Annotated in this window: 9 protein-coding genes and 1 pseudogene; 4 read left to right on the top strand and 6 right to left on the bottom strand. The window is 72.1% G+C overall.

Annotated features, from left to right (window positions below; all coding sequences use genetic code 11):
* Window positions 1-57: 57 nt before the first annotated feature.
* Entirely contained in the window at window positions 58-1,716 is a 1,659-nt protein-coding gene (locus tag SAM23877_RS18205) for a Stk1 family PASTA domain-containing Ser/Thr kinase (RefSeq protein WP_053134122.1), read from the bottom strand.
* Window positions 1,717-2,060: 344 nt separating this feature from the next.
* On the opposite strand from SAM23877_RS18205, the gene SAM23877_RS18210 reads away from it, so the two are divergent.
* A complete protein-coding gene (locus tag SAM23877_RS18210) occupies window positions 2,061-3,674 on the top strand; it encodes a protein kinase domain-containing protein (RefSeq protein WP_053134125.1) in 1,614 nt (537 codons plus the stop codon).
* Between the two features lie 70 nt (window positions 3,675-3,744).
* On the opposite strand, the gene SAM23877_RS18215 is transcribed toward SAM23877_RS18210, so the two are convergent.
* Together SAM23877_RS18215 and SAM23877_RS18220 are read right to left on the bottom strand one after the other, a co-directional pair.
* The gene (locus SAM23877_RS18215) at window positions 3,745-4,152 is read right to left on the bottom strand and encodes a pyridoxamine 5'-phosphate oxidase family protein (protein WP_053134127.1); all 408 of its coding nucleotides are present in this window, start codon (window positions 4,150-4,152) and stop codon (window positions 3,745-3,747) included.
* Window positions 4,153-4,372: 220 nt separating this feature from the next.
* Window positions 4,373-5,017, bottom strand: a pseudogene (locus tag SAM23877_RS18220) (response regulator); the annotation flags it as partial.
* Between the two features lie 323 nt (window positions 5,018-5,340).
* Between SAM23877_RS18220 and pdhA the strand changes: the two are divergent.
* From pdhA to SAM23877_RS18235, 3 genes are read left to right on the top strand one after another with little or no spacing between them, the layout of a single operon-like run.
* Window positions 5,341-6,579, top strand: a complete 1,239-nt coding sequence (gene pdhA, locus SAM23877_RS18225; protein WP_053134130.1) for a pyruvate dehydrogenase (acetyl-transferring) E1 component subunit alpha — start codon at window positions 5,341-5,343, stop codon at window positions 6,577-6,579.
* 16 nt (window positions 6,580-6,595) lie between these two features.
* A complete protein-coding gene (locus tag SAM23877_RS18230) occupies window positions 6,596-7,561 on the top strand; it encodes an alpha-ketoacid dehydrogenase subunit beta (protein WP_053134133.1) in 966 nt (321 codons plus the stop codon).
* Between the two features lie 19 nt (window positions 7,562-7,580).
* Complete coding sequence (locus tag SAM23877_RS18235; protein ID WP_053142597.1) at window positions 7,581-9,002, top strand: dihydrolipoamide acetyltransferase family protein; 1,422 nt, start codon at window positions 7,581-7,583, stop codon at window positions 9,000-9,002.
* A 199-nt stretch (window positions 9,003-9,201) separates the two neighbouring features.
* On the opposite strand, the gene SAM23877_RS18240 is transcribed toward SAM23877_RS18235, so the two are convergent.
* The 3 genes from SAM23877_RS18240 to SAM23877_RS18250 form a co-directional block, all read right to left on the bottom strand.
* Window positions 9,202-10,215: a DUF1648 domain-containing protein gene (locus tag SAM23877_RS18240; protein WP_053134136.1), complete on the bottom strand. Its 1,014-nt coding sequence runs from the start codon at window positions 10,213-10,215 to the stop codon at window positions 9,202-9,204.
* The gene (locus SAM23877_RS18245; RefSeq protein ID WP_053134139.1) at window positions 10,212-10,559 is read right to left on the bottom strand and encodes a GntR family transcriptional regulator; all 348 of its coding nucleotides are present in this window, start codon (window positions 10,557-10,559) and stop codon (window positions 10,212-10,214) included. The genes SAM23877_RS18240 and SAM23877_RS18245 overlap by 4 nt, the downstream gene beginning before the upstream one ends.
* Window positions 10,560-10,701: 142 nt before the next feature.
* Window positions 10,702-11,673, bottom strand: a complete 972-nt coding sequence (locus SAM23877_RS18250) for a D-alanyl-D-alanine carboxypeptidase family protein (RefSeq protein ID WP_079030281.1) — start codon at window positions 11,671-11,673, stop codon at window positions 10,702-10,704.
* Between the last annotated feature and the right edge of the window lie 202 nt (window positions 11,674-11,875).

Here is an 11,875-nt window from a genome sequence, read left to right on the forward strand (position 1 = left end):
GCAAGACGAGGGGCCCGGCGGCGACTGCCGCCGGGCCCCTCGTCACGCCGGGTGGGATCAGGCCGACGGCGGGTTGCCCGTCGAGACCTTGAGCTGGATCTTCGGCATGTCGTCCGGGTCTACGTCCGTGCCGGGCGCCGGGAACTGGTCCCGGATCGAGCCCTCACCGTAGGTGTTCTCGTCGACCTCGACGACCTCCATCGTCCAGCCGGCGGCCTGGAAGCACTCCTTGACCGAGCCGATGTACTTGAAGGTGAAGTCGGGCACCTGGATCTTCTCGGGGTCGTTGTACGACTCCTCGGGCTCGGTGCACTCGTCCTTCTCGATCGTCTTCGTCTTGTCCGGCCCGCGGTAGCCCGCCGCCTGCGTGTCCGACACGGAGGCGCTGGCGGTGGCGTCACCGCCCTTGGGGTCGTCCCCGCCGCCGCCGTTCATCGCCAGCGCGCCGATCACGCCGCCGACCACCAGGACGGCGACCGCGATCGAGCCGATGACCACCATCTTGTTGCTCTTGCCGCCGCCCGGGGAGCCGGACGCCGGTGTGGAGGGCGTGAGGTTGTACGGCGGCGGCGTGGACGCGCCCTGGTGCTGCTGCGGCGCGTACGGCGAGGCGGCCGGCGTCTGGTAGCCGCTCTGCTGGGGGTAGCCGTACGCGGGGGAGGGCGCGGCGGGCGCCGGGGTGCCGTACGGGCCCGGGGCCGGCGTCGGCTGGTACGGCGTCTGGACGGGGCCGGTGGGAACCGGTCCGCTCTGGTCGACCGGCGGGAACACCGCGGAGCCGACACCCGCGCCGCTCGACGCGGGCGCGCCCGGCACGATGCTCGGCGGGGCCGCGTGGAAGGAGGCCGCGACGCGCAGGCACTCGTCCCGCATGGCCACGGCGCTGGGGAACCGTTCGTTGGGGTTCTTCTTCAGCGCGCGGGACACCAGCGCGTCCACGGCCGGCGGCAGGGCGCGGTTGACCGACGAAGGAGCCACCGGCTCCTCCTGCACGTGCGCGTAGGCGATGGCCAGCGGCGAGTCCGCGTCGAACGGCAGGCGCCCGGTGACCAGCTGGAACAGCATGATGCCGACCGAGTACAGGTCGGAGCGGGCGTCCACGCCGCGGCCGAGGGCCTGTTCCGGCGAGAGGTACTGCGGGGTGCCGACGACCATGCCGGTCTGCGTCATCGAGGTCACGCCGGACTGCATGGCGCGGGCGATGCCGAAGTCCATCACCTTGACCACGCCGCGCTTGGTCATCATCACGTTGCCCGGCTTGATGTCGCGGTGGACCAGGCCCATCTCGTGGCTGATCTCCAGGGCCGCCAGCACGTCGGCGGTGATCTTCAGCGCCTTGTCGGCGGGCATCGCGCCCTGCTGCCGGACGTCCTCGTCGAGCACCGAGCCGAGCGGGCGGCCCTCGACGTACTCCATGACGATGTACGGCGTCGTCAGGCCGCCCAGATCGTCCTCGCCGGTGTCGAAGACCGAGACGATGTTGGTGTGCGTGAGCTTGGCCACTGCCTGGGCCTCGCGGCGGAAGCGCTCGCGGAAGGCCTGCTCCCGGCCCAGCTCGGTGTGCAGTGTCTTGATCGCGACCTGCCGGTCCAGGACCGAGTCGTACGCCAGGTGCACCGAGGCCATGCCGCCCTCGCCGAGCAAGTCGCGCAGCTGGTAGCGGCCGCCGGCGAGCGCCCGCCCCGCGTACCGGCCCTGTCCGGCGTCCTGGCTCATTGTCTGCGTCCCCCATAGGCGTCGGCGCCGTTGGCCGCGGCACGCACGCTCGTGATCGAAAGTGCTATTCCCGGCCAAGTCTGCCCCAGGGCACTGACACGTCAAGCGCGGTGCCCGTTCCGTGACCGTACGCGAAAGAAGCGTCGCGGAAGCGTTACAGCCGGCGTACTGCCGGTACACAGAATTTGCACGACAGTACGGAACCAGGGTTTCATGACCGGTCCGTCTCGATGCCGGTCCCGGCGCCCATCTCGGACCGGAGGCCACCGCGAAGGCTGTAGCGTGGCCGACGGAGACCGTAACAACACCGCGCGCACCGCGGGCAGAAACGACGGCGAGGACTGATGGCACAGCAGCAGCGCGCCCAGGGCCCGTCCGAACCCGAGGCGACTGGCGGCGGTATGTCTGACGCGCCGGAGACCTGGGGCAACGGCGGCCTGGTCGGCGACGGCCGGTACCGGCTGACCCGCAGGCTCGGGCGGGGCGGCATGGCCGAGGTGTTCGCCGCCGAGGACGTCCGCCTCGGACGCACCGTGGCCGTCAAGCTGCTGCGCGCCGACCTCGCCGAGGACCCGGTCTCCAAGGCGCGCTTCACGCGTGAGGCCCAGTCGGTGGCCGGACTCAACCACCACGCCATCGTGGCCGTGTACGACTCCGGCGAGGACTTCGTCGGCGGCCAGTCCGTGCCGTACATCGTGATGGAGATCGTCGAGGGGCGCACCATCCGCGACCTCCTCCTGAACGCCGAGGCGCCCGGCCCCGAGCAGGCCCTGATCATCGTCTCCGGGGTGCTGGAGGCGCTCGCCTACTCGCACCAGCACGGCATCGTCCACCGTGACATCAAACCGGCCAACGTGATCATCACGCACAACGGCGCGGTGAAGGTGATGGACTTCGGCATCGCCCGCGCCCTGCACGGCGCGTCCACGACGATGACGCAGACCGGCATGGTCATGGGCACCCCGCAGTACCTCTCCCCGGAGCAGGCCCTCGGCAAGGCCGTCGACCACCGCTCCGACCTGTACGCGACGGGCTGCCTGCTGTACGAACTCCTCGCGCTGCGTCCGCCGTTCACCGGCGAGACGCCGCTGTCGGTGGTCTACCAGCACGTCCAGGACATCCCGACGCCCCCGTCCGAGGTCTCCGACGCCACTCCGCCGGAGCTGGACGGCCTGGTGATGCGGTCCCTGGCCAAGGACCCCGACGACCGCTTCCAGACCGCCGAGGAGATGCGCGGCCTGGTCCAGTACGGGCTGCAGATGCTGTACGAGCAGGGCGGCCACACCGGCACGTGGAACACCGGCCCGGTGACCGCGCACGACGGCCGTCACACCGCGGCGGCCGGTCTCGCGGGCACCTCGGTGCTGCCGCACCCCGACCACGGCGCCTCGGGCACCCAGCAGATCCCCCAGCCGATCCTGCCGAACGGCTACGGCGGGGGCGACGACGGCGGCTTCGAGGGCCGCGGCAACAAGGGCAGCGGCCGCGGCAAGCTGTGGATACTGGCCGTCCTCGCGGTGATCGCCATCGCCGCGGGCGTCGCGCTGGCCCTGAACAACGGTGACGGCGGCAAGGGCGGCGGCGAGACGGACAAGAGCCCGTCGGCGACCACCTCGCAGAGCACGGACGACGAGTCGGCCTCCGCGTCCCCCAGCGACGAGGAGACGCAGGAGACCACCGACCCGGGCTCGGAGCAGGGCAACGGCGGGGGCGGCACGGGCGACGGGGACTACACGCCGTCGTACACACCGTCGTACACGCCGTCGTACAGCGCCACGCAGGACCCGACGGGGGACCCGACCGGCGACCCGACGACGGACCCGACGACGCCGACGGACGACCCGACGACCGACCCGACCGGCGACCCGACGACGGACCCCACCGGGGACCCGACGGGCGGCACCGACGGCGGCGCGACCGGCGAACCGGGCGGCGGGGGCGAACCGGCCGGCGAGTGACGCGGAATCCGTCCCACGCGCGCGTGCGACCCGGAAACGGGCTCCACGCGCGCGTGGCGTTTCCGGGACGTCACAGGGGGGCGGCGGCGCCGTCCGCGGCGTGCACCGCGCCGAACTGCGGCTCGATCCGCAGGTAGACCGGGTCGAAGGGCTCGCCGTCCACCCGGCGGGGCTCGCGGCCGAACCGTTCCCTCTCGTCGGCGTCCGGTTCGTGGACCTCGCACCGGCCCACGACCTGCACGGCCCACAGGCTCTCGCCGGGCGCGGCGGAGCTCAGGTTGTCGGCCCCGTACGCGACGACGCTCCCCGCGCACAACCGGTGGTACCCGCAGCTCCTGGGCATGCGCAGCAGGATCCGGCCGTCGGCCACGATGTGCCGTGCGAAGGCGAGGAAGGGCAGGGCGCGCAGGGTGGTGGCCGCCCGGCCGTAGGCGGTGCGGCCGAGCAGGCCGACGGCGAGCTGTGCGTCGGAGGGCATGGCCTCACTGTGCGGGAGCGAAGGCGGACGGGAACAGGGCCGCCCGCCCCGACACGGGGGGACGTAGGTCCCGGACTCCTCGGCCATCCGGGTTTCCCGGGTCTCCCCGGCCTTCCGGGTTTCCCGGGTCTCCCCGGCCATCCGGGTCTCCAGGTGTCCCGGAGGTTCCGACCGCCCCGGAGGTCCCGCGCGGGGGTGGTCCGCGTGTCTCAGCGGTTCTCGCCTGGAGCCGGGCCACGAAGGCGGCGGCCTGGGAGCGCCGCTGCATGCCGAGTTTGGCCAGCAGGCTGGAGACGTAGTTCTTGATGGTCTTCTCGGCCAGGTGCAGCCGCTCGCCGATCGCGCGGTTGGTCAGGCCCTCCCCGATGAGCTCCAGGATGCGCCGTTCCTGGTCGGTGAGGCGGGCGAGCCGGTCGTCGGCCTTGGCGCCGCCGTCGCGCAGCCGCTCCAGCACGCGTGCGGTGGCGGCGGGATCGAGCAGGGACTTGCCCGCGGCCACCTCCCGCACGGCGCCCAGCAGCTCGGCGCCCCGGATGTCCTTGAGGACGTAACCGGAGGCACCCGCCATGATCGCGTCGAAGAGGGCCTCGTCGTCGGCGAAGGAGGTCAGCATGAGGCACCGGACGGACTCGTCCCGGGAGCGGATCTCGCGGCACACCTCCACGCCGCTGCCGTCGGGCAGCCGGACGTCCAGGACGGCCACGTCCGGACGGGTGGCCGGGATCCGGGCCAGCGCGTCGGCCGCCGTGCCGGCCTCGCCGACCACCTCGATGTCGGGCTCGCCCGCGAGAAGGTCGTGCACCCCCCGGCGTACGACCTCGTGGTCGTCGAGGAGGAATACCCGGATTTTTCCGTCTTCGCGCACGCGGTCAGTGTCACACACCGACTCTTCCCGTGCCCGGGGTGGCCGGGATAACGTGCCGTTGTTCCGGCCCCCTGCGAGGCTGTGACCAGGAAAACTCCCGCACTTCGCCGATTTACTTGGAAATCCGAGTAAAAACGCAGGTCAGGAGGGGTTTCACAGAAATGTGGAGCACTGGGTAACGTGCAGTTCGCAGGGCGCTCGCCGGGGCACCTGTCACGCCTGTTCCCGACCGGGCCGCACCCACCCTCGTGCGTCCGCCGGGCCGCAGGTGAGCCGCACTGGCTTCCGGCGAACCCGGGGGCCGGACCGACGGAGGAGCACACGTGACCGAGAGCACTGCCGCGCGCAAGCCGCGACGCAGCGCCGGAAGCAAGGCGACCGGCACCACCGGCACCAAGGCCGGCGCCGCAGCCGCGAAGGCCGGCACCGCCGGCGCCAAGCGCACCACCCGCACCGCTGCCACCAAGGGTCCCGCGACGGAGCTGGTGCAGCTGCTGACGCCCGAGGGCGAGCGGGTCGAGACCGCCGCCTACGCCGAGTACGCCCAGTACGTCGCCGGCATCACCCCGGACGAGCTCCGCGGCCTGTACCGCGACATGGTGCTCACCCGGCGCTTCGACGCCGAGGCCACCGCCCTGCAGCGTCAGGGCGAGCTGGGCCTGTGGGCCTCGCTGCTCGGGCAGGAGGCCGCCCAGATCGGCTCCGGCCGTGCCACCCGCGAGGACGACTACGTCTTCCCGACCTACCGCGAGCACGGCGTCGCCTGGTGCCGCGGCGTGGACCCGACCAACCTCCTCGGCATGTTCCGCGGTGTGAACAACGGCGGCTGGGACCCCAACAGCAACAACTTCCACCTCTACACCATCGTCATCGGCTCGCAGGCGCTGCACGCCACGGGCTACGCGATGGGCATCACCAAGGACGGCGCGGACTCGGCCGTGATCGCCTACTTCGGCGACGGCGCCTCCAGCCAGGGCGACGTCAGCGAGGCGTTCAACTTCGCCGCCGTCTACAACGCCCCGGTCGTCTTCTTCTGCCAGAACAACCAGTGGGCGATCTCCGAGTCCAACGAGAAGCAGACCCGGGTGCCGCTCTACCAGCGCGCCCAGGGCTTCGGCTTCCCCGGCGTCCGCGTCGACGGCAACGACGCGCTGGCCGTCCTCGCGGTCACCCGGTGGGCGCTGGAGCGGGCGCGGCGCGGTGAGGGACCGGCGCTGATCGAGGCGTACACGTACCGCATGGGCGCCCACACCACCTCGGACGACCCCTCCCGCTACCGGCACGACGACGAGCGGGTCGCCTGGGAGGCGAAGGACCCGATCCTGCGCCTTCGCCGCTTCCTGGAGTCCGCACACCACGCGGACGAGGGATTCTTCGGGGAACTGGAGGCGGAGAGCGAGGCGTTGGGCAAACGAGTGCGCGAGGTGGTCCGTGCCATGCCGGACCCGGACCGGTTCGCCATCTTCGAGAACGTGTACGCGGACGGGCACGCGCTCGTCGACGAGGAGCGGGCCCAGTTCGCCGCCTACCAGGCGTCGTTCGCTGAGGCAGAGGGGGTCTGACATGGCTACGGAAAAGATGGCGCTGGCCAAGGCGATCAACGAGTCGCTGCGCCGCGCGCTGGAGTCCGACCCCAAGGTCCTGATCATGGGCGAGGACGTCGGCAAGCTCGGCGGCGTCTTCCGGGTCACCGACGGTCTCCAGAAGGACTTCGGCGAGGACCGGGTCATCGACACCCCGCTGGCCGAGTCCGGCATCGTCGGTACCGCCATCGGCCTGGCCCTGCGCGGGTACCGCCCGGTGGTGGAGATCCAGTTCGACGGCTTCGTCTTCCCGGCCTACGACCAGATCGTCACCCAGCTGGCGAAGATGCACGCCCGCTCGCTGGGCAAGGTCAAGATGCCGGTCGTCATCCGCATCCCCTACGGGGGCGGCATCGGCGCGGTCGAGCACCACTCCGAGTCCCCCGAGGCGCTGTTCGCGCACGTGGCGGGCCTCAAGGTGGTCTCCCCGTCGAATTCGGCGGACGCCTACTGGATGATGCAGCAGGCCATCCAGAGCGACGACCCGGTGATCTACTTCGAGCCCAAGCGGCGCTACTGGGACAAGGCCGAGGTCGACCCCGAGGCCATCCCCGGCCCGCTGCACGCCGCGCGCGTGGTGCGCGAGGGCACCGACCTCACGCTGGCCGCGTACGGCCCGATGGTGAAGCTCTGCCAGGAGGCCGCGGACGCGGCGGCCGAGGAGGGGCGCTCGCTGGAGGTGCTGGACCTGCGGTCCATCTCGCCGGTCGACTTCGACACCGTCCAGGCGTCGGTGGAGAAGACCCGCCGCCTGGTCGTCGTCCACGAGGCGCCGGTGTTCCTGGGTTCGGGCGCGGAGATCGCCGCCCGGATCACGGAGCGCTGCTTCTACCACCTGGAGGCCCCGGTGCTGAGGGTCGGTGGCTACCACGCCCCGTACCCGCCGGCGCGCATCGAGGAGGACTACCTGCCCGACCTGGACCGGGTGCTGGATGCCGTCGACCGCTCGCTGGCGTACTGAGGAGAGGGTCGTGACGACGATGACTGCAGGGTCCGTACGCGAGTTCAAGATGCCCGACGTGGGCGAGGGACTCACCGAGGCCGAGATCCTCAAGTGGTACGTCCAGCCCGGTGACACGGTCACCGACGGCCAGGTGGTGTGCGAGGTCGAGACGGCCAAGGCCGCCGTCGAGCTGCCCATCCCCTACGACGGCGTGGTCCGCGCGCTGCACTTCCCGGAGGGCACCACGGTCGACGTGGGCACCTCGATCATCGCGGTGGCCGTCGGTGACGCGGCGGACGCCGGGGAGCCGGCGCAGGCGCCCGTCGAGGACACCTCGGCCGCACCGGCCCCGGCCGCGGCCGAGGAGAAGAAGCCGGAGGGCCGCCAGCCCGTCCTGGTCGGCTACGGGGTGTCCACCTCCGCGACCCGCCGCCGCCCCCGCAAGAGCGCTCAGGCTCCGGCGGCCTCGGCGGCGTCCGCCGCGATCCAGACGGAGATGAACGGCCACGGGCCGGCCGCGCCGGTCACCCGGGACCGTCCGCTCGCCAAGCCCCCGGTGCGCAAGCTCGCCAAGGACCTCGGCGTCGACCTGGCCACGGTCACCCCGACCGGCCCGGACGGCGTCATCACCCGCGAGGACGTGCACGCGGCGGTGGCGCCGGCCCAGACCGCCGGATCCGAGGCGGCACCGGAGGCGCCCGCCGCCACCGCCCCCGCGGCTCCCGCCCCGTCCCCGGCGGCGGTGTCGTACGACACGGCGCGCGAGACCCGCGTCCCGGTCAAGGGCGTCCGCAAGGCGACGGCGGCGGCGATGGTCGGCTCGGCGTTCACGGCGCCCCACGTGACCGAGTTCGTGACGGTCGACGTGACGCGCACGATGAAGCTGGTCGAGGAGCTGAAGCAGGACAAGGAGTTCGCGGGCCTGCGGGTCAACCCGCTCCTGCTGATCGCCAAGGCCCTGCTGGTCGCGATCAAGCGCAACCCGGACGTCAACGCGTCCTGGGACGAGGCGGCGCAGGAGATCGTGGTCAAGCACTACGTGAACCTGGGCATCGCCGCCGCGACCCCGCGCGGCCTGATCGTGCCGAACATCAAGGACGCCCACGCCAAGACGCTGCCGCAACTGGCGGGCGCCCTGGGCGAGCTGGTGTCGACGGCCAGGGAGGGCAAGACCTCCCCGGCCGCCATGCAGGGCGGCACGGTGACCATCACCAACGTCGGCGTCTTCGGCGTCGACACCGGCACGCCGATCCTCAACCCCGGCGAGTCCGCGATCCTCGCGGTCGGTGCGATCAAGCTCCAGCCGTGGGTGCACAAGGGCAAGGTGAAGCCGCGTCAGGTGACCACCCTGGCGCTGAGCTTCGACCACCGCCTGGTCGACGGCGAGCTGGGCTCCAAGGTCCTCGCCGACGTGGCGGCGGTCCTGGAACAGCCCAAGCGCCTGATCACCTGGGCGTAGACCCGAAGGACGGAGCCGCGCGACCCCGAGGGGCCGCGCGGCTCCGTCCTTTTCCGTTCACCCGCCCGTTCACCCTCCGGTCGTCACCGGCCCTCGTCGAAACGGGGGCCGATGACGGCTGCCCCTGGTCCCGGAGATCCCAGCGATCCCGGAGCTTCCGTTCGCCCCCGACGATCCCGGCGGCCGACCGCGGGGGCGCTCAGGGACGGGACCGCTGCCCGGCCAGCGCGTTCAGCAGGGCCGCTCCCCGCTCGGCGTCGTCGACGCTCACCGCGAAGTCGGTACGGCGGCCCCGGGGCCGTACGACGAGGCACTCCCCGGCGCGCAGCATCACCGTGGTGCCGAGGCCGCTGAGGCGGTAGCCCCAGCCGCCGACCTGGGCGGGCCGGCGGACCTCGGCGCGCGCCGCGTCGATGTCGCCGGGCGACCAGCGGCGCCTGGGCCAGCCGAGCGGCCCGAAGGACACCTCCAGGCCCCGCTCCGAGACCCGTGCCTGCACCGAGGAGAAGAGGGCGCAGGAGAGGGAGGCCGCGGCGAACCCGGCGAACAGCGCCCACAGCGCGCCCGGGGCGGCCAGGCCGCCGGCCAGGGCGACGAGCGCGGCCACGGCCACCAGGCCGGTCACGGCAGCCACCAGGTGGAGCCAGGGGTTGGCGGTCCGGGAGAACCACGCCATTCGCCGGCCCTTCGGCAGGATCGGCGCGAGACCGTCAGCGCCGGACGCGGCGTCGTCGTCCGCGCCGGGCGTCGCCTCGCCGTCCCCGCCGGACCGGCGGGTGGCGAGCAGCCGTCCGCCCACTGCCGCGAGCACGGCCAGGACGAGGACCGCCACGATCCAGGCGGTCGGCTGCCGGGCCTCGTGCCAGTCCGCGCGGTCCAGGTTCGCCCGGACGACGGCGGCCTGCGCACCGCCCAGGACGACGCCGGTGGGCAGCAGGACCACCATGGTCCACCGGGCCCCCGCCGCCGGTCCGGCCCGCAGCAGCGGGACGGCGGTCGCCGCCGCGGTCACCAGCCAGATCAGCGCGGGCACGAGGGAGGCCGCCCACAGGGGCATCGAGCCGTCCGGGGGCCCGCCGTCCAGGTCCCAGTGGGTCGCCAGCCGGTCGGGCAGCCGTCCCCCCGCCACGAGCGGCAGTCCGGCGAGTACGGCCGTGACACCGGCCGTCCACACCGCGGCCGTGGCCCGCACCGCCACCGTCTTGTTCTTCACGGCATCCCCCTGATCAGGTCGATGAGATCGGTCCTGCTGTAGCCCAGCCGCGCCGCCTCGGCGACCAGTTCGCGGACGCGGATCTGCAGGCCGGAGTGCTGGTGGGCTCCCTCGGCCACGGTCACCCCCCGGCCCCGCCGGAACTCCAGGAGGCCTTCGTCGCGCAGTCCGCGCAGCCCGCGCAGCACGGTGTTGACGTTGACGTCGAGGGCCTCGGACAGGTCGCGGGCCGAGGGAAGGCGGTCGCCGGGACCGCACTCCCCTTCGGCGATGGCACGCCGGACGGCGCCGGCGACCTGTTCGTGCAGGGGGCGGGTGTCGTTCTTGTCCAGACTCAGCAGCATGGTGCTAATGAAACTATCACCATTCCTTTCATCGGTACAGGGAAGCCGGTGGCCGGGACTCGCGTGGGCCGGCCCGGAGAAGCGGAAACGGGCCCGTCGCCGTGGCGACGGGCCCGTTCCGGTCGGGCGGGGTGGCGGGGTGTCAGCCCAGCTTGGCGAAGCCGTAGTTCATGAGCTTCGTCGCGTCCGTGGCGCGCTGCGTCGACGACGAGGAGGTCAGCACCGTGCCGATGACGGTCTTGCCCTTCCGGGTCGCGGCGAAGACCAGGCAGTACTTGGCCTCCGGGCCGGAGCCGGTCTTCACACCGATCGCGCCGCTGTAACTGCCCAGCAGCGTGTTGGTGTTGGTCCAGGGCGCCATCGTGCGGGTGCCGCCCTTCTTGGTGACCGTCTTCGCCGTGTACTTCTTCGTCTTCACGATCGTGCGGAAGGTGGAGCTCTTCATCGCGCTGCTCGCGAGCTTCGTCAGGTCGCGCGGCGTGGAGTAGTTCTTGCCGTTGCCGATGCCGTCGAACGAGTCGAAGTGGGTGTTCTTCAGGCCGAGGCTCTTGGCGGTGGAGTTCATCTTGCCGATGAACGACTTCACGCGCGCCGCCCGCGTCGAACCCGAGCCGAACTTGTCGGCCAGCGCGTACGCGGCGTCGCAGCCGGACGGCAGCATCAGCCCGTACAGCAGCTGGCGGACGGTCACCTTGTCGCCGACGATCAGGCGGGCCGAGGAGGCGTTCTTCGAGACGATGTAGTCGCTGTACGCCATCTGGACCGTGACCTTGGCGTCCAGGTTCAGCTTGGGCTGCGACAGCACGACCTTGGCGGTCATGATCTTGGTCGTGGAGCCGGTGGAGCGCTTGGTGTCCGCGGCCTTGGTGTAGAGCGACGCCCCGTTCGCGTTGTTCATCACGTAACCGCCCTTGGCCACGATCGAGGGCACGGCGGGAGCGGCCTTGGCGTTGGCCGTGAGGTGCCGCGCGACCAGACCCTTGCCGACCGCCCGGTAGTCCCCGGGGTGCGTGGGGGCCGCCTGTGCGGGCGCGACGGACAGGACTCCGGCCGCGAGCACGGCTCCGCCGGTCACGGCGACGGCGGTGGCTCTGCGGAGGCGGGCGCGCTTCATGTCGTTTATCAAGTCGATTACCCCGATTGTCTGAAATCCCCTGAGGTGCGCCCGAGTTGTGGTCGATCCTGCTTCGGTCGCGTCTGTGCGACTCGTGAATAGCACGAATGGTTGTGCGGCGGCAGGGGGAGGCGGTCCGGTCCCCCCGCACGGGTGGCGGGACGTCCGCATCGTGGACCCTCCCCCTCTTGTGTCCCTGTTG

The organism is Streptomyces ambofaciens ATCC 23877, from assembly GCF_001267885.1.
Classification (GTDB): domain Bacteria; phylum Actinomycetota; class Actinomycetes; order Streptomycetales; family Streptomycetaceae; genus Streptomyces; species Streptomyces ambofaciens.

What these genes read in the sequence shown, in the direction of transcription:
- SAM23877_RS18205 (WP_053134122.1), bottom strand. Translation starts at nt 1,716, where the DNA reads ATGAGCCAGGACGCCGGACAGGGCCGGTACGCGGGGCGGGCGCTCGCC.
- SAM23877_RS18210 (WP_053134125.1), top strand. Translation starts at nt 2,061, where the DNA reads ATGGCACAGCAGCAGCGCGCCCAGGGCCCGTCCGAACCCGAGGCGACT.
- SAM23877_RS18215 (WP_053134127.1), bottom strand. Translation starts at nt 4,152, where the DNA reads ATGCCCTCCGACGCACAGCTCGCCGTCGGCCTGCTCGGCCGCACCGCC.
- SAM23877_RS18230 (WP_053134133.1), top strand. Translation starts at nt 6,596, where the DNA reads ATGGCGCTGGCCAAGGCGATCAACGAGTCGCTGCGCCGCGCGCTGGAG.
- SAM23877_RS18235 (WP_053142597.1), top strand. Translation starts at nt 7,581, where the DNA reads ATGACTGCAGGGTCCGTACGCGAGTTCAAGATGCCCGACGTGGGCGAG.
- SAM23877_RS18245 (WP_053134139.1), bottom strand. Translation starts at nt 10,559, where the DNA reads ATGCTGCTGAGTCTGGACAAGAACGACACCCGCCCCCTGCACGAACAG.
- SAM23877_RS18250 (WP_079030281.1), bottom strand. Translation starts at nt 11,673, where the DNA reads ATGAAGCGCGCCCGCCTCCGCAGAGCCACCGCCGTCGCCGTGACCGGC.